15 protein-coding genes are annotated in these 24048 nt (G+C 62.6%); 10 read left to right on the top strand and 5 right to left on the bottom strand.

Going from position 1 to position 24048, the window contains the following annotated elements; all coding sequences use genetic code 11:
* Nucleotides 1-93 precede the first annotated feature (93 nt).
* Nucleotides 94-2871 carry a hybrid sensor histidine kinase/response regulator gene (locus AAEZ10_RS18710; protein ID WP_122610421.1) on the top strand — a complete coding sequence of 926 codons (2778 nt, stop codon included), beginning with the start codon at nucleotides 94-96 and terminating at the stop codon, nucleotides 2869-2871.
* 62 nt (nucleotides 2872-2933) lie between these two features.
* Nucleotides 2934-3530: a type III secretion system genes modulator TspR gene (gene tspR / locus AAEZ10_RS18705; RefSeq protein ID WP_016771870.1), complete on the top strand. Its 597-nt coding sequence runs from the start codon at nucleotides 2934-2936 to the stop codon at nucleotides 3528-3530.
* Between the two features lie 78 nt (nucleotides 3531-3608).
* Here the strand turns inward: tspR and AAEZ10_RS18700 are convergent, their stop codons facing one another.
* The 5 genes from AAEZ10_RS18700 to cobG all read right to left on the bottom strand — a co-directional run bounded on the left by AAEZ10_RS18700 (nucleotide 3609) and on the right by cobG (nucleotide 15432).
* On the bottom strand, nucleotides 3609-10715 hold the full coding sequence (locus tag AAEZ10_RS18700; protein WP_350570437.1) for a TcdA/TcdB pore-forming domain-containing protein: 7107 nt from the start codon (nucleotides 10713-10715) through the stop codon (nucleotides 3609-3611).
* Nucleotides 10716-11083: 368 nt separating this feature from the next.
* Nucleotides 11084-12784: a precorrin-3B C(17)-methyltransferase gene (gene cobJ / locus AAEZ10_RS18695; protein ID WP_350570435.1), complete on the bottom strand. Its 1701-nt coding sequence runs from the start codon at nucleotides 12782-12784 to the stop codon at nucleotides 11084-11086.
* A complete protein-coding gene (locus tag AAEZ10_RS18690) occupies nucleotides 12784-13518 on the bottom strand; it encodes a precorrin-2 C(20)-methyltransferase (protein WP_370695113.1) in 735 nt (244 codons plus the stop codon). Before AAEZ10_RS18690 ends, cobJ begins: the two co-directional genes overlap by 1 nt.
* Nucleotides 13515-14141 (bottom strand): precorrin-8X methylmutase, encoded by a 627-nt coding sequence (locus AAEZ10_RS18685; RefSeq protein ID WP_073471771.1) that lies wholly within the window; start codon nucleotides 14139-14141, stop codon nucleotides 13515-13517. The genes AAEZ10_RS18690 and AAEZ10_RS18685 overlap by 4 nt, the downstream gene beginning before the upstream one ends.
* Nucleotides 14134-15432 carry a precorrin-3B synthase gene (gene cobG, locus AAEZ10_RS18680; protein WP_350570433.1) on the bottom strand — a complete coding sequence of 433 codons (1299 nt, stop codon included), beginning with the start codon at nucleotides 15430-15432 and terminating at the stop codon, nucleotides 14134-14136. The genes AAEZ10_RS18685 and cobG overlap by 8 nt, the downstream gene beginning before the upstream one ends.
* Nucleotides 15433-15564: 132 nt before the next feature.
* On the opposite strand from cobG, the gene cbiE reads away from it, so the two are divergent.
* From cbiE to AAEZ10_RS18640, 8 genes are all read left to right on the top strand, one after another.
* On the top strand, nucleotides 15565-16776 hold the full coding sequence (cbiE, locus tag AAEZ10_RS18675) for a precorrin-6y C5,15-methyltransferase (decarboxylating) subunit CbiE (RefSeq protein ID WP_350570431.1): 1212 nt from the start codon (nucleotides 15565-15567) through the stop codon (nucleotides 16774-16776).
* Complete coding sequence (locus tag AAEZ10_RS18670) at nucleotides 16769-17866, top strand: cobalt-precorrin-5B (C(1))-methyltransferase (RefSeq protein ID WP_243242455.1); 1098 nt, start codon at nucleotides 16769-16771, stop codon at nucleotides 17864-17866. The genes cbiE and AAEZ10_RS18670 overlap by 8 nt, the downstream gene beginning before the upstream one ends.
* Complete coding sequence (locus tag AAEZ10_RS18665) at nucleotides 17863-18579, top strand: cobalt-precorrin-6A reductase (protein WP_243242454.1); 717 nt, start codon at nucleotides 17863-17865, stop codon at nucleotides 18577-18579. Before AAEZ10_RS18670 ends, AAEZ10_RS18665 begins: the two co-directional genes overlap by 4 nt.
* Before the next feature lie 317 nt (nucleotides 18580-18896).
* Nucleotides 18897-19295 (top strand): DUF2946 domain-containing protein, encoded by a 399-nt coding sequence (locus AAEZ10_RS18660; RefSeq protein ID WP_243242453.1) that lies wholly within the window; start codon nucleotides 18897-18899, stop codon nucleotides 19293-19295.
* Nucleotides 19296-19343: 48 nt separating this feature from the next.
* On the top strand, nucleotides 19344-19823 hold the full coding sequence (locus AAEZ10_RS18655; RefSeq protein WP_073471757.1) for a copper chaperone PCu(A)C: 480 nt from the start codon (nucleotides 19344-19346) through the stop codon (nucleotides 19821-19823).
* 21 nt (nucleotides 19824-19844) lie between these two features.
* A complete protein-coding gene (locus AAEZ10_RS18650) occupies nucleotides 19845-20291 on the top strand; it encodes a DUF2946 domain-containing protein (RefSeq protein WP_071174270.1) in 447 nt (148 codons plus the stop codon).
* 84 nt (nucleotides 20292-20375) lie between these two features.
* Nucleotides 20376-22496: a TonB-dependent copper receptor gene (locus AAEZ10_RS18645; protein WP_350570427.1), complete on the top strand. Its 2121-nt coding sequence runs from the start codon at nucleotides 20376-20378 to the stop codon at nucleotides 22494-22496.
* Between the two features lie 149 nt (nucleotides 22497-22645).
* Entirely contained in the window at nucleotides 22646-24019 is a 1374-nt protein-coding gene (locus AAEZ10_RS18640; RefSeq protein ID WP_350570425.1) for a PepSY-associated TM helix domain-containing protein, read from the top strand.
* Nucleotides 24020-24048: the final 29 nt, after the last annotated feature.

Genomic DNA, 24048 nt, shown 5'->3' with positions numbered 1-24048 from the left:
CATCAGGCCCGGCGCGGGATGCCATTCCTCGCCGGGCTGTTCGGTCGTCGCGCATCGTTATATTCTGGCATCAACCTACGAAGGGATTTCGCCGTGCGCTGGCTCAGGATTGCCATAAGCTTCACCGTCACGCTGATGACCTTGCTCTGCACGCTCCCGGCCCAGGCCGCGCAAGGCAGTGGCTGGTCGGTATTGCTTGACGATCAGGGCATCCTGCAACTGAGCGACATCCGCTCCGCTCGCTACACCAATCAATTCAGCCCCATCGAGCTTGACCGTCTGACCGCGGCCGAACCCGACGGCGCCCTGTGGCTGCGCTTCAAACTGGCGCCGGGCAAGCACGAACAAGTGCTGCGCATCTTTGCCCCCGACCTGTCCCAACTCAATCTCTACGTGCTTGACGGCGACCGGCTGATCGAGCAACGCAATACCGGCAACGAACGGCCGCAGGCCGAACATCCTTTGCCAAGCAGCGATTTCATGCTGCCCCTGCCCCAGGCCGACAAGCCGCTGGACGTCTACGTACGCATGGTCTCCGGCCATCAGCTACGCCCGCACATCACCCTGCAAGCGGCAATCGAGGGCGCAGCCGATCAGAAGCAGACGCTGATTTTCGGCCTGCTGTTCGGCTGCCTCGCCATGCTCCTGCTGCACAACCTGGTGCGCTACGCCTACTCGCGCTCGCGCAGCAGTCTGTGGCTGGCGATCTGTGAAGGCCTGCTGGGGCTGAGTCTGTTTCTGTTGCTCAACCTCGCCGGTCCGTGGCTGCCGAACTGGCAAGCCATTCAAACGCCGGGCGCTTATCTGGCACTGCTGCTGACCGCCCCAGCCGGGTTGATGTTCGCCCTGCGCTTCTTTGCACCACTGGGCCAGCACGCGCTGAACAAACTGCTGTGGGGCGACATTCTGTTGATCGTCACGTGCAGCCTGTTGCTGCTGTTCGTCAACACCTTGCCGCTGAACATCATCACCTACGCATTGGTCGCACTGGCCGGCCTGAGCATGTTGCTGGTGGGTTTCTATCACTGGCAAAAAGGCTATCGCCCGGCGCGTCTGTTCGTCGCCGCCATGGTCGTGTTCAACATCGGCACCCTGGTTATCCTGCCGGCGCTGCTGGGGCTGACACTGGTCACGCCGCAAGGCCTGATCATGACGCTGATGGTATTCATCTGCATCAGCGGCCTGCTGATGAGCATTGCCTTGGGCGAGCGACAGCGCAGCATCACCGAAAGCCGTTTCAGCATCAGCCGCGACCTCGCGGCAAGCAACGCCGAAATCAACGCCAAAGCCGAATTCCTCGCCAAGATCAGCCACGAAATCCGCACACCGATGAACGGCGTACTGGGCATGACCGAGCTGCTGCTGGGCACGCCGTTGTCGGTCAAGCAACGCGATTACGTGCAGACCATCCACAGCGCCGGCAACGAACTGCTGACGCTGATCAATGAGATCCTCGACATCTCCAAGCTCGAATCCGGGCAGATCGAACTCGATGACGTGCAGTTCGACCTCAACGCCCTGATCGATGATTGCCTGAGCATCTACCGGGCCAAAGCCGAGCAACAGAACGTCGAGCTGATCAGCTTCATCCAGCCGCAAGTGCCACGGGTGATCAGCGGCGATCCGACGCGCCTGCGCCAGACCTTGCTGAGCCTGCTGGAAAACGCCCTGAAGAAAACCGAAGAAGGCGAAGTGCTGATCGTCGTTGCACTGGACGAGCGCAGCAGCAAACCGCGCCTGCGCATTGCCGTGCAGGACAGCGGCGTGCCGATGGAGCCGGAAGAGCGCGAAGCACTGTTGCACGCCGAATTGCACAGCAAGCACTTCCTCTCGGCCAATCGCCTGGGCGGCAATCTCGGCCTGGTGATTGCGCGCCAACTGATCCGTCTGATGCAGGGCGAGTTCGGCATCAAGAGCGGCGCCACTCAGGGCAGCACCTTGTGGCTGACCCTGCCGCTGGACCCGGATCGCCTCGAACACCCGACATCCGATCTGGACAGCCCGCTGCAAGGCGCGCGGGTATTGGTGGTCGACGATAACGACACCTGCCGCAAAGTGCTGGTACAGCAATGCAGCGCCTGGGGCCTGAATGTCAGCGCCGTGCCGTCGGGCAAGGAAGCGCTGGCGCTGCTGCGCACCAAGGCGCACCTGCGCGATTACTTCGACGTGGTTCTGCTCGACCAGAACATGCCCGGCATGACCGGCATGCAACTGGCGGCGAAGATCAAGGAAGACCCGAGCCTGAACCACGACATTCTGCTGATCATGCTCACCGGCATCAGCAACGCGCCGAGCAAGATCATTGCGCGCAATTCGGGGATCAAACGAATACTGGCCAAACCGGTGGCCGGTTATACGCTCAAGACCACGCTGGCGGACGAACTCAATCAGCGCAACAAGGGCCAGGTGGTGTTCCAGCCGCAAGTCGTTACGGCGGCCACTGCTGCGAAAGTGCCGAGCGACTTCCGCATCCTCGTCGCCGAAGACAACACCATTTCCACCAAAGTGATCCGTGGCATGCTCGGCAAGCTCAATCTGCAACCGGACACCGCGAGCAATGGCGAAGAAGCGCTGCAAGCGATGAAGGCCCAGCGTTACGACCTGGTGCTGATGGACTGCGAAATGCCGATCCTCGATGGCTTCTCAGCCACTCAGCAACTGCGCGCCTGGGAAGTCAGCAATCAGCGCATCCGCACACCGATCGTCGCCCTCACCGCGCACATTCTCGCCGAACATAAAGAACGCGCACGCCAGGCCGGCATGGACGGGCACATGTCCAAACCGGTGGAGCTGTCACAACTGCGTGAACTGATCGAGCATTGGGTCGCCGAACGCGATCAGCAGAACCGGGCCACGACCCAGCCGTCGTAAACCGACAGATTGTCCGGTGCCTGATAGACTCCCCCCGACTCCATCGCCAGTGAGCTTGCATCATGCTCCATGTGTTGTTCAGCGTTTATCTGAAGATGCTGGTGCTCTACAGCCCGTTCTTCGTGTTGTCCTGCTTTATCAGCCTGACCCGTGGCTATTCGCGCAAGGAACAGCGGCGTCTGGCGTGGAAGGTCGCCCTCGCCACACTGATTTCCAGTGTTCTGCTGTATTTGTTCGGGCGGGTGATTTTCGATGTCTTCGGCATCACCGTGGACGCCTTCCGCATCGGTGCCGGCAGCGTGTTGTTCATATCCGCGCTGGGCATGGCTCAGGGCAAACCGGCGGTGCAGGCCGATAACGTGCAGCAGGATGTAACCATCGTGCCGCTGACCATTCCGCTGACGGTCGGCCCCGGCACCATCGGCGCCTTGCTGGTAATGGGCGTCAGCCAGCCACACTGGGACGACAAGCTCACCGCAATCATGAGTATTGCGCTCGCCAGTTTCACTGTCGGTGTGGTGCTGTACCTGTCCAATCGCATCGAGCGGATTCTCGGCGATCAGGGCTTGCAGATTGTCAGCCGCTTGATGGGATTGTTTGTTTGCGCGCTGGCAGCACAAATCATCTTTACCGGTGTGAAGGGTTACCTGGTGCCTTGAGCATTGCCGCAATGCAACCGCCACAACAAAACGCCGCGTACGGTCACCGTTCGCGGCGTTTTGCTGTGCGGAGCGACCTCAGCGCAGCGCTGCGATCAGCGCTGTCAGGCTGACCGTTGCTTCTGCGCCGCGCACAGTGGCAAACGCTTGCAGCCCTTGAGCCAGCGTGAACGTGTGTGGCCGCCCGGCAATGGGCAGCATCAGTAGCAGTGGGCGTTGTCCGTCGAAATTACGCAAGATCAGACTGTGCCCGGAGTCCGGATCGGTCAGTACCACATCGTCATCGACCCGCGACATCCACCAATGCCCGCACTCGTCCAGATCCAGATCCAGCAGGCAAGGTTCTGCCGTTTCAGCACCTGAAGCCTGTCGCCCATCGACCACGATGCAGTCCAGGCGCTGGAAGGACGCTTGCGACAGCCGATAACCCGAGGTCTGCGCACCGTAAGCCAGCAGCAGCCTGGCGACGCCTTCGGGCAGCAATGGCTCGATCTCTGTCATGTCATCACCCACCTCGAGCGCCAGGACTTCGGCGTCGCGATGGGCATAACTGCCGGGCAGCCAGACGCCGTCGTTCGGGCCGGCGCTGAAAATCAACTGGTCGACCGGGTCGAACAGCATCGGCTGCTTCGACCCGCGCGTACCGAGGAATGCCGACCACTGTCCGTCACTGCGACCGGCCAGATCGAACAGCCGGTCAAGTTGCGGCAGGTAATACAGATAGCGTCCGGTTGCACTTGCCACTTGTACGACAGGCGCGTGGGCATGCCCGTGCAACAATGCTCGCAGGCGCGCACGTAACTGTTGATCGCTGTGCCCCGGCACATGAGACCAGCGATTTTCCACGCCTACGATCATTGCCGGCTGGTTATCCAGCAATTGCAGATGCACCCCATCAAGGGTCTGCGCGGCCAGCCCTTCACCCTGGCGCCGCACCTCAGCAAAAGTCCATGACGTCCAGACCTTTTCAGGCCTGCCGAGCGCCTGCGGTTTCAGCAAGCGATGGTCCTCGGCAAACACTCCCCGCAGTGCTTCGATCGCCATCAGCGGCTGGCGATAAAGTTGTCCGGCGCTGACCTCAAGCAACCAGACAGCGCTTTGATCCGGGGTCAGACCGAGCAGCGCCAGCTCCTTGCCCTGACCGATATCGGCCACAGCGATTCTGCCATCGACACACCATGCCGCCAGGAAAGCCTGACCTGCCACATCACGTAGACCGAAGATCGGCAACGGCAGTAACGGCGCTTTCGTGGCCAACGCGGGCAATGCGCTCAACCAATCGGGATGTCGCTGCAGCCAACGCTGCCCGACACCGGCGAAGCGGAGAATCGAGGGCTTATCGGCCTGATCGAGCCACGCCTCATCGCTTCTGTGGGCAAGGGAAGGTACCCCGTACTGAAACACAATCGCGTCGTCGATCGCTGCCGCTGCCGGCACGTCGACGATATCGATTTCGAACAGTCGGCCGTCGTCCTTGGTGGCGATGAAACGCTGATTGGTCTGAGTGACCTCCACCACATCGTGTTCGATCACCACATTCTGCCAATGCCCGGCACGGGGTTCGATGCCGCGGCTGATCGTCCGCTCCTGCGGGCTATAGAACAGCACTGCGTTGTTTTCAGGATTGGACGGCGTCAGCATCAACAAGTCCTCGGGCCAGGACCGGTCCTGCCCGGCCTGAATGCACTTGCCCGTCGCCTTGTTCAGCCAGGCCCGGTCGCGCAGCTGCAACCCGGCATAGCCTTCCACGACAATGAACGGAGCATAAGCCCAGCCGCTGCTGCTGGCGGGCGTGTCTGGCGATTCGTGCCTGAACGGGGCATCGATTTGTCGAAGCGCTTCGCGCGGTTCGAACCGATAATCCTCTGCCGCGAAAGTGATCTTGCAAGCCGTCAGTTCCACATGCTGAGCGGTGATCCGATACTCGATGGTGGTAGTGCCATGCAACGCTTCTGCCGTCAGCCTCTGCGCAATCCGCAGCGCACCATCGGCTTGTTGTTGGCAGCCAATGATCGTCGATCCCATACGCGGATTTTTCAGTCGGTAGAGATGCTGGACGGTGCCGGTCAGCACATCGACCCGCCATAGCGATGGATGATCGGGATGATAAAACCACGCATGGCCCGCGCTGACGCCTGCCAGAACCACGCCCTCGTTGACTTCCTGCGGCAGATTACGTGCGAACAGCACCCGATCCCGCGCAGTGTCGTAATAGCCGGTGGTCACCACTGGCTGGCCGGGCGAATTGAACGGCACTCTGAAGTTACGTAACGGCAAATACGCTGCGGTCAATTGCCCGCTTGTGACCTGAGCGCGCAGATAGCGCAGAACCGGCGCCGGGATGCCGCTGGCTGCCATGTTGGTGCTGCGCTGCTGATCCGCAGCTTTGTTTTCGTAGTCGAGAACAACACCGATTAGATGCAGGCTGAGGCCTGTCCAGTCGATCCGGAACAGTCCCTCGGCGAGCTCGATGACACCGTCGAAACGATTCAACACCACGCCATCGACCACCATGTCAGGTGCGCTGTCGATGCTGTCCCGTGGCTTTTCCCGAAAGCTGACCTGTTCCACCCGGGCCCAGGACGCTTGCACCGTCCATGTCACCCGTTCCCAGCCCTGCGCTTGTTCGAAATTCACCGCCAGCAGGCCTGGCGCCAATCGAATCCGGTATTGCCCCTGCGGTGCGGTGATCCGGTAGGCAATCTTCTCGCGCCACTCTGGTGGCAGGTCCGGAACCACCAGTTGGCTGACCTCAGCACTCAACTGCACCTTGATCGTCGTGGCCATGAAGACCGGATGCAGCTTGTAGAGTATGTGCGGCGCAAACGGCGTACTGAACAGGTAGAACACCCGGTTACCGAGCGCGTCATATTCCAGCTGATGTGCCAGGCGGTCATGCAACCGCGGATAGCGGGTCGTGGAAAAAGGCACGGCCCCGGCGCTGCCGAGCTGATATTCGTAGCCGTAGTAACAGACGGGTGAACAGGGCAGCACCAGCGCCTCGGGCAAGGTCCCCCAGACGCTGCCGACAGCAGGCCGTTGAAAGGCTCTGGGAATGTTGATCGCGGCATGTCGCCTGGCTGGATCATCGTCGTACTGCGGCAGCTCCAGCGCACTGCCTTTCCAGGGGTAAAACTTCTGCCCCTCGAACGCCACCCTCCTGCTGTGCAGATCCACCTCGGTTATCACGGCCAGAGCGGGGAACTGCAAGACCGCACCAGCGCGTTCGTAAGATTGCTGATAAGCGTCGTGAATCTGCGAGAGGTGCTCGCCAATGGCCGCAGCCTTGTCCATGATCTGCCCGAGATTGCTGGCAATGGCGGCCACCCCGATACCCACGCCCAGTAGCGGCACGGCCAGCGCTGCGGCGAACGCGCCCACCGTTCCGCCCGCTGCCAGGGCGACAAGATCCAGACCCAGCGCCGCCGTGTTGAACGCCAGGGACGTGGAGAACCGCGCTCGCTGCTCATGATTCTCTGCCTGCGTCAGGTTGTAGATGTCGAAGCCGATATTGGCCACGGAAAATGCCACACCAACGCCCGTGGCGGCGTGTCCTGCCAGGCGTGCGGCGAATGAGCCCTGCTGCAACGCCCGCTCGGCCGCTGCTACCTGACGCACCAGTTGGACGATCTGCGCAGCATCGCTGGCGACACCAAAGCCCAGCTGTGCATAACTGACGTACACCTGGATCTGCAGAGCAACGGTCAACGCCGGCACGGTATCGCCAGCGCGGTAATCGCGCTGGCGCATTTCACTGATCAGCGTCTGGATCGCAAAGGCAAAACTCAGCCGGCTGCCACCGTCGTGGTCAGCCGTCTGCCCGGGCCTGGCCGCACCACCCTGCACGAGTCGTTCGACGTATTGCCTGATTTTCTGAAAGCGCGAATCGCGGGTGATCACCGTCAGGGTGTTTTGCGCATTGCGCGGATCGATCAGGGTAATGCTGTGGCCGCCGTCGGCTTTGTTGCCGAGGGTATCGAGCAACGGCACGTAATCACCCGCCACCTTGTGCTCAAGGCGCAAGCGCTTGGTCGCCTGCTCGAACTCGCTGGCCCAGTAGCGTGCATCCAGTTGCGCGAGACTGGCGCCCAGTCGAGCGTTTTCGCCCAGAGATCGGGTGCGGGCCAGCGCTTGCTTGTGCCAGATCGACGCTCCCTGCGGATCGGCCAGTGCTGCGTTGTGCAGAAAACTGTCCACGCGCAGATCCGATGACAGCCTGCGTTCGGCGATCGCCGAGGTGTCCAGTTCGATCACGTTGAATGGCGCATTGGCCGCATCGCCCAGACCATAAAGCTTCGCCAGCGCGTTATCGTCTGCGCTCAGATAATGCTCTACGCCACGCTGCAACTGCGCACCATCGGCAAACCCATAGAGAGCAAAGTTGGGGTCGTAGAAGCGATAGGCCGCGTGCTCACCGGTTCGCACTTTGGCCAGCAGCAGGGCGTGGTCGCCGGTGTCGAGCAGCAGCACCGCAGGTGCCGCACTGGCGTCAAGCGCGGCGATGATGCTGTCCATGCGTTGCACGCCGCGAGCGCTGCCGACCTCGCCGGTGGGCAAGGCGCGCAGTTCGTCCAGCGCACTGCGCAACGCCCGCGAGCCAAGTTCGTCGGGACTCGCGCTGGCGCTGGCGACATGCCCGACCAACGCCCGCTCCGCCGGCTCGCCAGCTGCAACGGCGGCGCCCATCAGCAGCACCAGCGGATAACAGCGGCGCCCCGGGTCGCCTGCGTTGTGCTGCAACAGATCCTGCGGCAACTGCTTGACCGACACCGCGCCGGCCTTGAAAAAGACCTCACGCACCTGGCCGCTGCGCTGCAAGATCTGCGTGCGAAACTCCTGCCGGGCGCTGCGCTTGATCTGGCCGATACGCTCGCCCCACTGGCGCAGCGTCAGCGGCTCGGACATGGCTTGCACCTTGAGCTCGCGAGTCGTCGATGTGGCCGTCGGCAGGTCGCGTTCCAGCCCGTTCTCGAACGCCGCCGAGCGGCGCTGGCGCACGGCTTTTTCAATCGCATCGTAGCGCGCGAAAGTGCCGTCGCGGTCGGTGGCGATGGCCAGGTCGCGCACCTGTTGCCAGGTATCGGCGAAGCCGCCCTCGTCCACGCTCGTCGCGCCGAAAATCCCCCCGAGTACGACCCGCATCGCGGGGCTCAGTTGCTCCAGCGGCAGCGTGCCGTGGGCGATGCGGCTGAACAGTTCGTTGAGATGGCTGACGGAATCCGCGCCACGGGAACTCGGCACCACGACAGGCCCTTGCGCCAGCACCTGTTGGCGGGTGTCGAAGTCGATGACCACGGCTTGATCGAAGGTAACCTCCCCGCTCAGCTTGTCTCGCATCGCTCGAATGAACGGCTCGCCCAGATCATCCATCAAGCGCTGCAGCACCGCGGTCAACAGCACCTGTTTGCCTTCGACAACGGGCCAGCCGCGTTCGAAGGTCAGGCTTCGATCACTGAGCAGGTCGGACAAGCGTCCGGCATAACGGGATTTGAGCTTGCCCTCGGCCCAGCGGGCGTGTTCCATCTCCAGCCAGTCTTTTTCCGTGCCCCTGACGATCCAGCCGGAAATGGTCTCTTCTTCGGTATTGACGTTATAACCCTCGCGCAAACGCTGTTGCGCCAACACCTGACGAGTGAAAAACGGATCGCAATTGGCTTCGACGTATTCATGCAATCCGGCGAGGGCCGCGCCCGGGCCAGTGAGCGTTACCGTCCCCCCCGCGTCATTACGAATGCCGTCCTGGTAATAGCTGACAACCGCTTTGAGCAATTGGTAGGCATAAGCTTCATTCCAGTTGGTGAAGTTCGACCTGACCAACATCTCTTCAATGACTGCCGCAGCGACCGTGGTCAGGGTTTCACTGTCGGCCCACCCGGATCCCGAGTTGGCCATGCGTCTTTCAACTTCAGTAAGCACGTCGTAATTAAGCCGAATGACTTGCATGATCGACATCGTCATGCCGCTGCCCGGCTGGGCGATGAAATGTGCATTCATTTCTTCGCCGATTTGCAGCCCCATGCGAAAGCCGTTCTCGCCGGCCTCCACGGTCTGTGGCGGCACGAACAGTTCAAGCACGTCCGGTTTGCTGCGAGCAAAATCCTCGAGAAGTTGTTTATGTTGTTCTGGGAGACTGCCGGTTCTGTCGGGGTAATGCTGTGGATCGCGTCCAGGCATCAACTGCGGGTTATTGTTCAATAGAAGTTGCAGAACACCGATTTTCTGCGTCTGGCTGTAATCGCTGATATCGACACCGCCCAACTTGTCGAGCAGTGGCGGCAGATAATCCATGTCGGTATAACGCCCGCCTTCACGAAGTTCCGCCTGCAAGCGCACTACATCGCTCGCCGCAGCGAAATTGCCACGCATCGACACTTCGCGACGGTAGACGTCCGCCAGCAAGTCATCGGCAAAAGCGTGAGATACATCGCGTAATTGCAGATCCGCGCCAACCATCGCCAGATGGCTGTCGAGGCAGCGCTGACGAAAAGCCTGCAGCGTCGCGCGGTCCTTGCCATAAGCACGCACCATCAGATCGATGCGCGCTTGATCGGCTCGCCCATTCCACTTCGGCTGGCTGAGGTAGTCGAACATCTGCTGTTTCAACACCCGTGCGCGGTCTTCAATCATCGTCGCCAGTTGCCCGGCATGCTTGAGTGCAGCGCCACCGGACGTCATCGCATCAGCCCTGGCACTGTCGAGAATGACCCGGTTCATCTCGAAAGCCAGCAACGCATCGCTGTCGTACCAAAGGTTGAAGCGATAACCCTCAGCCGCCATCACCTGGCGCCAGATATTCATGTAATCGCGCTGATTGACACCGACTTCGCTGCCGCCAACCCAAACGAAATGGATGACCTTCGGAACCGGCCGGGTCAGCCCCGACAACATTTCCACGGTCGTCGAAAGCCGTGACAGATAACGTTGCAGCCCGCGCGCAATGTCATCGACAGCCACCGGGACAGGGGTTTTCTTGCGTTTGAGCAGCGCTGCAAGTTGCTCTTGAAACAGGCTCGCCAGGGTCAACAACGACACCGGATCGGTCGTTTGACTGGCTTGCTGGTAACAGTCGTTAAGCGCTTGGTACTGCGCCGAGGCAGAGAACTCCCGTAACGCCCTCGAGATCACCGAATACTCTTGCGCAGATACGAACGCTCGCCCGAACGAATAATCGTTTTTCAAAGCCATTACACACTCCTTGTTTATTAAATGGCTCATTGACCGCGCACACTTTCGCGCCGCTGCAGAGCGGTAAATTGATTTGAACGACACTCGACAAGTGCTATGAACACAGCACCCTAGTGGGCTAATACGCGCCACACAAACAACAAGGAATACAAAGCTTGTCCCCGGCAATATCTGATAACACCGGAGCAGTACGCTGTAACGGCAGCGAAATAATTAGCGGACCGGCGCGACCGTCGGGCATAAAAAATGGCCCTGCCCTGTGGGACATGACCATTTGTTATTGCTGGTGGAAAACAATTGAAACTTCAATCGGACTTACAACCGCTCAAACTTTCCCGTCGCTGAGAATTGCATGAGCGGAGGGTTTTTCAGGACAGCGGTTTTTCACCATACCAACGCGGCGTATACACCCATTCACCGCCCCCGGCACGGGCGAAAGTGCAGGTGGTCGAAGAACCGATCAACACCATGGTGCGCATGTCCACCTGTTCCGGTGTCAATGCGCCCAGGGTCGTGGTGCGCAGCGTCTGCCCCGGCCGACCGATGTCCCGACCAAGGACCACCGGTGTTTCAGGCAAGCGGTGCTGCGCAACAATCTCCAGCGCCCGGCCCAACTGCCACGGGCGCGCCCGGGAAATCGGGTTGTAGAACGCCAGGGCCAGATCCGCTTCGGCGGCCAGATCCAGACGTTTCTCGATGATCGCCCAGGGCTTGAGGTTGTCCGACAGCGACATCACACAGAAGTCGTGGCCCAGCGGCGCACCGGCCTGAGCCGCAGTGGCCAGCGAGGCGGAAACGCCCGGGAGGATTTCCAGATCAACGCTGTGCCACGCCGGATCGTCCGATTCGTGCAGGGCTTCGAGCACCGCAGCGGCCATGGCGAATACGCCCGGGTCGCCCGAGGAAACCACGATCACCGAGCGGCCTGCGGCGGCGAGCCTGAAGGCATGGCGGGCACGCTGCATTTCTTCGCGATTGTCGGTGCAGTGCTGCACCTGATCATCGCGGAACGGGCCGGCCATGCGCACGTAGGTTTCATAGCCAAGCACATCGGTGGCGCGGGCCAGTTCGGCTTTCACCGCGGGCACCAACAGTTCGGCGGCGCCGGGGCCAAGGCCAATGACCGCGAGGCGACCACGCGGGCGGCCGATCTGCGCGATGTCCAGCGGTTGCTCGGCCATTGCGATCGCCAGATGTTCTGCGCTGATCACCTTCGCCGCTGGCACTGCCACCCGGGCCAACGCCTGAAGATCGTTTTGCGCTGCGACGAAGCGCAGCGGCACGCCCAACTCGAGCGCAGCCTCGCGCAAATTCGATGCGGCCATTTCAGCGTCCGCTGCCACCAGGCACGCCAGTGCTGGCACGGCGACGCTGGCCTGTTGCAACGCAGCGCGAATGGCGTTCGGCAGATCCGCCACGTCAGCGCTCACTGCCACCGCCACACTGCGCGGGTAAATCAGCAATTCATCGGCACTGGCCACCCGCTGCGCACTGCTTACATGAATCGACCGCTGCGCCTGCGGATCCTGCGGCAACTGCGCCTGATCCAGCCACGGCGCCGCGCCTTCGATGCGCACGCTGTGCCCGGCGAGCAGATCGGAAACGAAGCGTTTGCCCGATTCCAGATCAGCCAGTGCGTAGCCGCTTGGCGGATTGAGCAGGCAGGTGCCAAAGCGCAATTCGCCGCTGGTGGTGATCGCCGGCGCCACTTGCAGCGCCGCCGCAATCTCCCGGGCCATGACGTTGACCCCGCCGAGGCCACCGAGCAACGGCACCACCGCGCTGCCGTCTTCGGCCACCGCCAGCACAGCGGGTTCAGCGCCTTTCTCCACCAACAGCGGCGCCAAGGTGCGAATCACAATGCCGGCCGCGCACAGGGCAATGATCGGCGTGTCCTGTTGATACAACGCGCGCAGGGTCGCGCCGAATTCCTCATAGCTGCTGTCGGCGCCTTCAACCCGTCCGGTAAGGCCATGGACCTGCGCCGCCGGATAGACCTGTTGAATGCGCCGCGCCATGGCGAGGCTGCCCTGGCCGAGAATGACGATGGCGGGAGTCGCTTGGCTCATCAACCTTGCCACCGTTCGCCCGGGACGATGATCAGCGAGAAGTACGGCGAGGACATCGGCTCGACCTGATCCATCGGCACGATCTTCTGATTGGCCATGGTCGCGCGCTCGACATACAGCGCGCGCTCGGCGAGACCGAGTTCTTCCAGCACCTGACGCACCTTGGGAAAGTTGCGCCCCAGTTTCATGATCACCGCCGCATCGGCATCGGCCAGACGCCGCTTCAATTCTTCATGGGGCAGCACGCCGGAAAGCACCGACAGGCTCTGATTGCGATACACCAGCGGCGCGCCGAGCACCGAAGCGCCGCCGAGCATCGAGCACACGCCGGGCACGACTTCGGCCTCATAACGGCTGGCGAGGCGGTCGTGCAGGTACATGTAGGAGCCATAGAAAAACGGATCGCCTTCGCAAATCACCGCCACGTCGCGGCCGGCATCCAGATGTTCGGCGACCGCCACAGCAGCTTCGTCGTAGAAATCGCTGATGACCTGCTCATACGACAGCGGCGCCGGCAACGCCTCGGTGGTCACCGGATAGACCAGCGGCAGCAGATTCTGCGCCTCGACCAGATGCGCCTCGATGATGCCGAACGCATTGCCCTTCTTGCCCTTGGCCACGAAATACGCGACCACCGGCGATTCGCGCAGCAGGCGCAAGGCTTTAACGGTGATCAGTTCCGGATCACCGGGGCCGACACCGAGGCCGATCAGACGTCCTTTGGCCTGCATCATTCGATCTCCGTGGCGAGGGCATTGACGGCGGCGGCGGCCATGGCGCTGCCGCCCAGGCGACCCTGCATGATCACGAACGGCACGCCGCGACTGTCGGCGGCCAGCGCCGCTTTCGATTCGGCAGCGCCGACAAAGCCGACCGGGAAGCCAAGGATCAGTGCCGGTTTCGGCGCGCCGGCGTCGAGCATTTCCAGCAAGTAGAACAGCGCGGTCGGTGCATTGCCGATCACCACCACACTGCCTTCGAGGTGCGGGCGCCACAGCTCCAGCGCGGCGGCCGAGCGGGTGTTGCCCAGCTCACGAGCAAGCTCCGGCACGCTGTCGTCGCGCAAAGTGCAGATCACTTGGTTATGGGCCGGCAGACGCGCGCGGGTCACGCCTTCGGAGACCATCCGCGCGTCGCAGAGAATCGGCGCACCGGCCGCCAGTGCATCGCGCCCGGCCTTGCCCGCGCCTTCGGAAAATTGCAGACCGTCGACGGCCTCGACCATGCCGCAGGCGTGGATCACCCGCACCGCAAGTTTTTCCAGATCGGCGGGAATGCGCGCCAGATTGGCCTCGCGGCGAATGATCGCGAAGGAGTTGCGATAGATCTCCTGACCGTCGCGGATGTAATCAAGCATCAAGGGGGCTCCGGGAGCGGGCGTCGAGCAGGGTCGCGGCCACTTCAATAGTAAGGTTGCAGGCGTGCAGCGTGCCGAATCCGGACTGTGCTGCATCGCGAAAATAGAGGTCGTAATGACCGGGGGCGACGGCCAGCAGCGTGGCTGGCGCGCAATGGGCGGCGGCGCAGGAGCGCGAGCAGCCCGACAGGTGCACGCTGAGCCCTGCGGGCAGCAAAGGTGCCAGTTGCCGGGCATCCTGTTTGGTGTCGGCAAGGCCTTTGCCGCAGCCATCGGCGCCGGTGCAGGCGATCAGGCGAGCCAGCGGTTCGGCCTCGGTCGTCAACAGACCCAACGCCCGCAACTGCTCAAGCACGTTGTCGGTATCCGTAGCTTTCACGTTCGGCAGCAGCAGGCTCTGCCACGGCGTGAAGCGCAGACTGCCATCGCCAGACTGTCGGGCCAGTTGCGCCGCGCCACGCAGCATCGCCGGATCAAGTCGGCCCACTGGCGGCACCGCGCCGACGTAGCAGCGACCTTGCGTATTCTGCTGATGAGCGCCGATGTGCAGCGCGTCTGCCGACGTCGGGCGCTGCCAGTTGCTGATCGCTTTGAGCGATACGCGCTCGCGCAACGACTCAAGGAACGCGAGCCTGGGCAACTCGTCGAGCAGATGGCGCATCCGTGTTTGCTCTGGCCGGGCCAGGTCAAGGAACAATTCCAGCACGGCGACCACCAGTGCGTGAGCATTGTCCAGGCTCACCGCGCCCAGAGGGCGATCAGTCGGGCAACCGGCCAGACCGAATGCCCAGAGGATTTCGCCGTCACGCTCGAATGCCGACAGCCACAGATCGTGCGGATGTTCGAGCATTGCCAGCGCTTCGCCGCCATCGAGCTGCACGGCGAACTTGGCGCTCAACTCATGGAAGCGCGGATGGCTTTGCAAGGTGTCGAGGATTTGCCCTGCGAGCGGGCGCGTGTCGACCAGCATCTGCCGATCGATGCCGGCGGCCGGGCTGAGCATCAGATTGCGCACATCATCGCCGGCGGCGTTCTTTGGCCCGAGGCCAGCGGCCAGCAAGCGCTCGATCAACTCTGCAGATTGCGCACCGATGCCACGAATCTGCAGATTGCCGCGATTGGTCGCTTCGATCGCACCACTGGCAAACTCCTCGGCGGCAGCGGCCACCGCATCGGCCTGATCGGCACTGATCGAACCGCCATCAAGCTTGATCCGGCAGATACCGCCGTCCAGTGCCTGGACGATACGCAGCAACCCCGGGCAGGCCGAGGGGCGTAAGGCAGTGGACATCGGGCGTTCGTTCAAGGGGCTGACCGGTTGTGTGGCAGAAGCGCTTCGCGGGCGAAGGCGCGGTATTATGCCTGCTTTGTCCGGCGGCATGAAAAGTCTGCCCGTCGGAACGCCACGTTTTGAGGAATATAGATGTCACCCTGGCTGACGATCGTGGGAATCGGTGAAGACGGCTTCAAGGGCCTGGGCAAGAATGCCCGGCGTGCTCTGCTGGGCGCTTCGCGGATCGTCGGCGGCCAGCGTCAGCTGGATCTGCTGCCGCCGTGCATCGGCGGCGAGCGGCAATTGTGGCCGAGTCCGTTTTCCCTCGCGCCGGTGCTCGAGTCGCGTGGCGCGCCGGTCTGCGTGCTGGCCAGCGGTGATCCGATGTTTTACGGCGTCGGTGCCAGTCTGGCGCGTCAGGTGCCGAGCGCCGAGATGGCGATCATCCCCGCGCCTTCGTCCTGCGCATTGGCGGCGGCGCGCCTGGGCTGGCCGTTGCAAGAGGTGACGGTTGTGTCGCTGGTGGCGCGTCCGCTGGCGGCGCTCAATGCGCATCTGTTCAGCGGCGTGCGTCTGTTGTTGCTGAGCAATGACGGCAACAGCCCGGCCGCCGTTGCGCAATTGCTCCGCGAGCGTGGTTTCGGCCCAAGTCGCATGACTGTGCTAGAGCACCTGGGCGGTGCCGCCGAGCGGCGTATCGACCGCAGCGCCAGTGAATGGGACGACCTAGCGGTCGCCGACCTCAATATCGTCGCTGTCGAGTGTCTGGCCGACTCCGGTGTTGCCGGCCTGTCGCGCCTCGCCGGTTTGCCCGATTCGGCGTTCCGTCACGATGGCCAGTTGACCAAGCGCGACGTGCGCGCCATCACCCTCGCCCGCCTGGCGCCGAAACCCGGCGAACTGCTCTGGGATGTCGGCGCCGGCAGCGGCTCGATCGGCATCGAGTGGATGCGTGCGCACCCGAGCTGTCGTGCCATGGCGGTCGAGGCCGACGAGGGCCGTCAGCAATTGATCGAACACAACCGCGATGCGCTGGGCGTACCCGGCCTGCAACTGATTCGTGGCAAGGCGCCGCAAGCACTGGATAACCTCGAACGGCCGGACGCTGTTTTTATCGGCGGCGGCGTCACCCGTGAGGGTGTTTTCGAAACCTGCTGGGACCGGCTCAAGCCCGGCGGCCGTCTGGTGGCCAACGCCGTGACCCTGCAAAGCGAAGTCACCCTGATGCATTGGCGCGAACAATACGGCGGTGAGCTGACGCGCATCCATGTCGCCCAGGCGCAGCCGCTCGGCGAGTTCGACACTTGGCGTCAGGCGTTGCCGATCACCCTGCTGGAACTGGTCAAAGCCCTCGATGCGTGACGAAACCGCCGAACAACCCGCGCCCCTGCGCAGCGGCCTCACCACCGGCAGTTGCGCCACCGCCACCAGCCTCGCCGCCGCGCGCCTGTTGCTCGCCGGCATCGCTGCCGACGCGGTGCACATCACTTTGCCCAAGGGCAAACAGGTGCAGATGCGCCTGGAGTTCTGTCGCCTGAGCGCGGGCGGCGCCGAAGCCGGGACGATCAAGGATGCCGGCGATGACCCTGACGTCACCCACGGTGCCCTGCTCTATTCACAGGTGCGCCTGTCAGCCGAACCGGGAATTCGCTTCAACGCCGGTGTCGGCGTCGGCACGGTGACCCGACCCGGCCTGGTATTGGCCGTCGGCGAACCGGCGATCAATCCGGTGCCGCGCAAGATGATCAGCGATCACCTGGCCTTGCTCGCCGCCGAAACCGGCTACGGTGGCGGCTTCGAGGTTACAGTCAATGTCGAGGGCGGCGCAGAACTGGCGCTGAAAACCATGAATCCACGGCTGGGCATTCTTGGCGGCCTGTCGATCCTCGGTACCAGCGGCATCGTCCGGCCCTTTTCCTGCGCCGCTTACATCGCCTCGATTCATCAGGGCATCGACGTAGCGAAAACCAACGGCTATCTGCACATCGCCGCGTGCACCGGCAACGCCAGCGAAGACACCATGCGCCGGGTCTATGACCTGCCGGAAATCGCCCTGATCGAGATGGGTGACTTTGTCGGCGCGGTGCTCAAGCATCTGCGCAAAGTGCCTGTGGATAAACTCAGCCTGTGCGGCGGCTTCGGCAAGATCAGCAAACTCGCCGCCGGGCATATGGATCTGCACTCACGGCATTCGAGCATCGATTTGCCGCAGTTGGCCGAATGGGCGGCGGCGATTGGCGCGGAGTCGGCGTTGCAGCAAGGCATTCGCGAGGCCAATACCAGCCAACAAGCCTTGGCCATGGCCAACGCGGCGGGCATTGCTTTAGGGGATGAGGTTTGCCGCCATGCGTTGAATTTCGCCCGCAGCGTGGTGCCGGCACAGGTGCAGGTCGAGGTGTTTGCCATTGATCGTCAAGGCGGGATTGTCGGGCATGCCGGAGGTTTTGCATGAAACGGATCCTATTGCTTGGCGGTGTCACTGAAGCGCTGGCGATTGCTCGCACGCTCGGCCCGCAACATATCTACAGCCTCGCCGGCGTTGGCCGGGTGCCGAGCGATTTGCGCTGCCAGGTTCGGGTCGGCGGCTATGGCGGCGCGGAGGGACTGGCGCAGTTCATCGCCGATGAAGGCGTCGATCTGCTGCTCGACGCTACACACCCGTACGCCGCACAAATCAGCGCCAACGCCGCCCGCGCAGCACAGCTCGCCAGCATCCCCTGCTGGGCCTTGCGTCGCCCGGCGTGGCAACCGCAAGCGGGCGATGACTGGCGCGAGGTCAGTGACTGGGCCGAACTCATCGCCGCCCTGGAACCGTTCCACCGCCCGCTGTTCACCCTCGGCCGCGAACCGCTGCAACACCTCGACGAAATCCCGGCACACCAGTTCTGGACCCTGCGCGCCCTCGACGTCTATCCCGGCAACGCGCGCTGCGAAGTGATCGGCGCCCGTGGGCCGTTTCTGCTGGAAGACGAGCGCGCGCTGTTCGAGCGCAGGCAGATCGATGTGCTGATCAGCAAGAACAGCGGCAGCAGCGCGACTGAGCCGAAGCTCGAAGTGGCGCGCGAGCGTGGCGTGCCGGTGCTGGTGTTGAAGCGGCCGGGGTTGCCGGGGGTTGATCGGGAGTTTGGATCATTCGCTGAAGTCCTCGCTGCCCTTTCCCACTGAATCGGCACGGCCCTTTGTGGGAGCGAGCCTGCTCGCGAAGACGTCAGCACCAGTAGCCTTCCATTGTCTGACACAGCGCTTTCGCGAGCAGGCTCGCTCCCACAGGAACCGTGGAGGTTGCTGATATCTGTGCACACTCACAAAATTTGTGGGAGCGGGCTTGCCCGCGAAGGCGTCAGGTCTGGCACTGCAAATTCAAGTAGCTACACTCCTTTAACAGCTCAATGCGACACCAAACCGCACGACGCTTTTTTACTTATCGGCTCTGATCAGGCTAAATGGGCCGCGCCTGATCGCCCACCCAACGGACCTGTCCCATGAACCGACGCCGGTTAGCATTTGCCTGGATCGCCTGCCTTGCAGTGCTGTTCAACATGCTCGCCATGCCGCTGAGCGGGGCGATGGCGCAGGCGGCCAGTTCACCGGCCGAGCAGATACTCTGGAGCAGTTTCTGCACCGGCAGCGGCATGAAGATGGTGGCGATCGACATCGGTGCCTCGGATCAGAAGGCCGCGCAGAACGACAGCCATTCAAACATGCAGCACTGCTGGTGTTGCTCAGGTGGGGCGCCATTGCTGGCGCTGCCGGGGCATTCGCCGCAGCTGTATTTCGCGCAATTTGAAAGCAACCGCAGCGTTGCGCCCGTCTCCCTGCAAGCCCCGACGCCGCGCCAGCAATGGCCGAGTCTCAATCCCCGTGCTTCCCCTCTGGTCTGATTTGTTCGCGCCACAAATCCGCGTTTCAAATCGTTCTGGAGAACTGCCATGTTGAAGAAACTCTTCGTCCTCGCTGCGCTGTTGTTGCCGGCGTGCTTCGCCCATGCCCATGAATACAAGGCGGGTGCGCTGGAAATCGCCCATCCGTGGTCGCAGGAACTGCCGCCGAATGCGCCGACCGTCGCCGCCTACTTCATCATCCACAACACCGGCAAAAGCGCCGATCGCCTGCTCAGCGTCGACTCGCCCATCGCTGCACAAGCGCAGTTGCACGAGCACGTGATGCAGGGCGATCTGATGAAGATGCAGCAAGTGCCAAGCGTGGAAATCCCCGCCGGCGGCACCGTGACCTTCGCGCCGATGGCTTACCACGTGATGCTGCTCAACCCGAGCGATCGCAGCCTGCTCAGCGACGGCAAGCGTTTCCCGATGACCCTGCATTTCGAAAAGGCAGGTGACGTCAGCGTTGAAGTTGCCGTGCAGAAGAAAGCGCCGGAATCCGCCCAGGGCCACGTGCACGCTCAGTAACCGTTTCGGCTGACTTCGCCCATGCGTCCGTTGCGCGCCAGGCCCGTCCCGCATCACCGTCAGACTCAAGCGCTGACGCGTGGCAGCTGGATCGCCCTGTTCGCCATGCTGATGATCTTCATCGGTCCACTGATTTCTCAGTCGATGCCGATGGATCAACACGCCTCGACGTCGATGCCAATGAGCATGGACATGTCGATGGACATGCCCGGCATGGATCACAGCGGCCATGCAGCCCAGCCTGCGGCCGAGCATTGCCCGCCGCAATCTTCGCATCACGTGCTGTGGGAAAAATGCGGCTATTGCAGCCTGCTGTTTAACTGCCCGGCACTGACCGGCGGCGGCGATTTCGTCGCCTTCAACATCCCGCCACCGAACACCTTCACCCCACCCTCGCCGCGTCTGGGCCATGCCCGCCAACCCTTCTTCCCCGGCGCCCGCACCCGCGCCCCGCCCATCGCCACGTAAACACGCACCTCTGACTGCACACGGTTGAGAAGACAGCGCCAGGCTGCCGGCCGTGGTGTTTACGACTGTTCGATGGAAATTGTCATGTCCAGGTTTACTGCTGTCCCCTGCGCGGAATCTGCCCGCGCGCACTTTGCCCTGAATGAATCGCGGATTCGTTGCAGGCACGCTATTGCCGTCCTTTGCGGCGTGCTGCTGACTCCGCTGGCGCTGGCTGATGATCACACCGGCCACGAAAATGAACTGAGCCCGACGGTGATCACTGCCATCGCCCCGAGCTCGCCACTGACGATCGTCACCAACCCCAGGGATCCACGCCAACCAGTGCCGGCCAGTGACGGCGGCGATTACCTGAAGACCATTCCCGGCTTCGCTCTGGTGCGCAATGGCGGCACCAACGGCGATCCGGTGCTGCGCGGGATGTTTGGTTCGCGGCTGAACATCCTTACCAACGGCAGCATGATGCTCGGCGCCTGCCCTGGTCGGATGGACGCGCCGACCTCGTACATCTCGCCGGAAACCTACGACAAGCTCACGGTGATCAAAGGCCCGCAAACCGTCCTGTGGGGGCCGGGCGCATCGGCCGGTACGGTGCTGTTCGACCGTGAGCCGGAGAACTTCGACGAACTCGGCACTCGCGTCAACGCCAGCATCCTGGCCGGCTCGCATGGGCGTTTCGACAAGGTTGTCGACGCCGCTGCCGGCGGCCCTCTGGGCTACGTGCGAGTCATCGGCAACACCGCGCATTCGGATGATTACCGCGATGGCAACAACGACATCGTCGCCTCGCGCTACGACAAGTGGAACGGCGATGTCGCACTGGGCTGGACGCCGGATGCCGACACCCTGATCGAGCTCACCGCTGGCAAGGGTGATGGCGAGGCGCGGTATGCCGGGCGCGGCATGGACGGTTCGCAATTCCTGCGCGAAAGCCTCGGCCTGCGTTTTGAGAAATCCAACATCAGCGAGGTGCTGGAAAAACTCGAGGCGCAGGTCTACTACAACTACGCCGACCATGTGATGGACAACTACACCCTGCGCACGCCCTCCGGCACCGGCATGATGGCGGGACCGATGGCGTCCAACGTCGACCGTCGCACCCTCGGCGCGCGGCTCAAGGCGACCTGGCGCTGGGCTGATGTTCAGCTGATCACCGGCCTCGACGCACAGACCAACGAGCACCGCCAGCGCAGTGCAATGGGCGTCGATACCTACAAGAACCTGCCGTACAGCAAGGACGCTGATTTCCACAATTACGGCGTGTTCAGCGAAATGACCTGGTACGCCGCCGAGCGTGATCGCCTGATCACTGGCGCCCGTGTCGACCGTGCTTCGGCCAAGGATTACCGGCAGACCACCGGGTCGGGGATGATGTCCCGTCCCAACCCGACCGCCGACGACACCCGCGCCGACACCCTGCCCAGCGGCTTCATCCGTTACGAGCATGACCTCGCCGACAGCCCGACCACGCTCTACGCCGGCCTCGGCCATGCGCAACGCTTCCCGGATTACTGGGAGTTGTTTTCGCCCAAGTCCGGCCCGGCAGGATCGGTCAACGCGTTCGACTCGATCAAACCGGAAAAGACCACGCAGTTCGACTTCGGCGTGAACTACAAGAGCGCCGACCTCGAAGCCTGGGCCTCGGGTTACATCGGTGTGGTACGCGATTACATCCTGTTCGACTACACGCCGGGAATGATGGGCATGAGCACCTCGCGCGCCGAAAACATCGACGCGCGGATCATGGGTGGCGAACTCGGTGCTGCCTACAACCTCACCGACAACTGGAAAGCCGATGCGACCCTGGCCTATGCCTGGGGCAAGAACAGCAGCGACGGCTCGGCCCTGCCGCAGATGCCGCCGCTGGATGCGCGTTTCGGTCTGACCTTCAGCCAAGACAACTGGAGCGCCGCCGCACTCTGGCGAGTGGTCGCCGCGCAGCACCGCATCGACGCGAACAAGGGCAACGTGGTCGGCAAGGATTACGCCCAGAGCTCCGGCTTCGGCGTGTTCTCGCTCAACGGCGCGTACCGCATCAACCAGCACTGGAAGGTCAGCAGCGGCGTCGACAACCTGTTCGGCAAAGCCTACGCCGAGCACCTGAACCTGGCTGGCAACGCCGGGTTTGGTTACCCGGCCAATGACCCACAGGCAATTAATGAACCGGGGCGCACGCTCTGGACCAAAGTGGATATGAGTTTCTGACACCAACACCTACCCATGTGGGAGCGAGCCTGCTCGCGAAGACGGCGCCACGGTCGGCATTTATATCGGCTGAACAACCGCTTCGCGAGCAGGCTCGCTCCCACAGGTAACAGACAACGAAAAGAACCAAGCCAAGCGGAGCACACGTGATGCAAAAGCCTCAACCCAATTTCTACAACCTGGCCTGGCGCTGGCATTTCTATGCCGGGCTGTTCGTCGCGCCGTTCATGGTGATGCTGGCCCTGACCGGGATCATTTATCTGTTCAAACCGCAGCTCGATTTGCTGATGTACAGCAGCCTGCTCGAAGTACCGGTCGGGCACCACACGGTGCCGGCCGATGACCTGCTGCAACGGGTGAAAGCTGCCTATCCGCAAGGCCAGGTCACTCAGTACCTGCCGCCGGTGAATGCCGAACGCAGCGCGCAATTCGTGGTGAAAAACGCTGGTCACGAACTCAACGTATTCGTCGATCCGTACCACGGTGACATCCTCGGCGAGCAGGATGCCAAGCAGAATCTGCAAGCCATCGCCCGTGCGATCCACGGCGAATTGATGATTGGTACGGTCGGCGATCGGCTGATCGAAATGGCCGCTGGCTGGGGCGTGGTGCTGGTGGTCTCGGGGCTGTTCCTGTGGTGGCCGCGCGGTCAGGCGGCGGGGATTCTATGGCCGCGCCTGAGCACTCGCGGTCGGGTGTTGTGGCGCGACCTGCATGCGGTCACCGGTTTCTGGGGCGCGACATTGTTGCTAGTGATGTTGCTCAGTGGCATGACCTGGACCGGTTTCTGGGGCAAGCAATACGCGCAAGTGTGGAATGTGTTTCCGGCAGCGATGTGGGACAACGTACCGACCTCCGACATCGAGGCACGCAGCCTCAACAGCGCCACCCGCCAGACCGTGCCATGGGCGATGGAAAATACGCCGATGCCGATGTCCGGCGACCACGCCGAACACATGAATCACGGCAATGCCCATGCCGGTCCCGCAGCACCCGAAGTCAGCCTGCAGGATGTGCAGAACATCGCCAGCGAACGCAAGGTCGAGCCCGGCTACAGCATCACCCTGCCGACCACCGCCACCGGCGTGTTCACCATCGCCGTGTTCGCCGATGACCCGCGCAACGACGCCACCCTGCATATCGATCAGTACACCGGCAAGGTTCTCGCCGATGTGCGTTTCGAGCACTACGGCACCGTTGCTCGCGCCACGGAAATCGGCGTGATGCTGCACGAAGGCAAGATGTTCGGCACCTTCAACCAGATCGTCGTGCTGCTGATCTGCCTGATGATTCTGCTCAGCGCCGTCAGCGGTGTGGTGATCTGGTGGAAACGCCGCCCCGAAGGCAAGTTCGGCGTGCCGCCGTTGCGCCATGATTTGCCGACATGGAAAACCGGCGTGGCGATCATGCTGGTGCTGGCGGTGGTGTTTCCGCTGGTGGGGGCTTCGCTGCTGTTCGTGTGGTTGCTTGACCGGTTCGTCTTGCCACGAGTCGCCAGGCGCACCGTCGATCTACCGCGCTGATAGTGTGGCGCGGGCTCAGTGGCCCGCGC

The organism is Pseudomonas sp. H26/SER47-MNA-CIBAN-0231 (assembly GCF_040310465.1).
Lineage (GTDB): Bacteria > Pseudomonadota > Gammaproteobacteria > Pseudomonadales > Pseudomonadaceae > Aquipseudomonas > Aquipseudomonas atacamensis.
The sequence above is the reverse complement of the archived record's forward strand: the minus strand, read 5'-3'. Positions and strand labels throughout refer to the sequence as shown.

Bases quoted from the DNA above. Each gene is read 5' to 3' on its own strand.
- AAEZ10_RS18665 (WP_243242454.1), top strand. From the start codon at position 17,863: ATGAAACGGATCCTATTGCTTGGCGGTGTCACTGAAGCGCTGGCGATT.
- AAEZ10_RS18690 (WP_370695113.1), bottom strand. From the start codon at position 13,518: ATGATGCAGGCCAAAGGACGTCTGATCGGCCTCGGTGTCGGCCCCGGT.
- tspR (WP_016771870.1), top strand. From the start codon at position 2,934: ATGCTCCATGTGTTGTTCAGCGTTTATCTGAAGATGCTGGTGCTCTAC.
- cobJ (WP_350570435.1), bottom strand. From the start codon at position 12,784: ATGAGCCAAGCGACTCCCGCCATCGTCATTCTCGGCCAGGGCAGCCTC.
- cbiE (WP_350570431.1), top strand. From the start codon at position 15,565: ATGTCACCCTGGCTGACGATCGTGGGAATCGGTGAAGACGGCTTCAAG.
- AAEZ10_RS18685 (WP_073471771.1), bottom strand. From the start codon at position 14,141: ATGCTTGATTACATCCGCGACGGTCAGGAGATCTATCGCAACTCCTTC.
- AAEZ10_RS18640 (WP_350570425.1), top strand. From the start codon at position 22,646: ATGCAAAAGCCTCAACCCAATTTCTACAACCTGGCCTGGCGCTGGCAT.
- AAEZ10_RS18645 (WP_350570427.1), top strand. From the start codon at position 20,376: ATGTCCAGGTTTACTGCTGTCCCCTGCGCGGAATCTGCCCGCGCGCAC.
- AAEZ10_RS18670 (WP_243242455.1), top strand. From the start codon at position 16,769: ATGCGTGACGAAACCGCCGAACAACCCGCGCCCCTGCGCAGCGGCCTC.
- cobG (WP_350570433.1), bottom strand. From the start codon at position 15,432: ATGTCCACTGCCTTACGCCCCTCGGCCTGCCCGGGGTTGCTGCGTATC.
- AAEZ10_RS18655 (WP_073471757.1), top strand. From the start codon at position 19,344: ATGTTGAAGAAACTCTTCGTCCTCGCTGCGCTGTTGTTGCCGGCGTGC.
- AAEZ10_RS18700 (WP_350570437.1), bottom strand. From the start codon at position 10,715: ATGGCTTTGAAAAACGATTATTCGTTCGGGCGAGCGTTCGTATCTGCG.
- AAEZ10_RS18650 (WP_071174270.1), top strand. From the start codon at position 19,845: ATGCGTCCGTTGCGCGCCAGGCCCGTCCCGCATCACCGTCAGACTCAA.
- AAEZ10_RS18660 (WP_243242453.1), top strand. From the start codon at position 18,897: ATGAACCGACGCCGGTTAGCATTTGCCTGGATCGCCTGCCTTGCAGTG.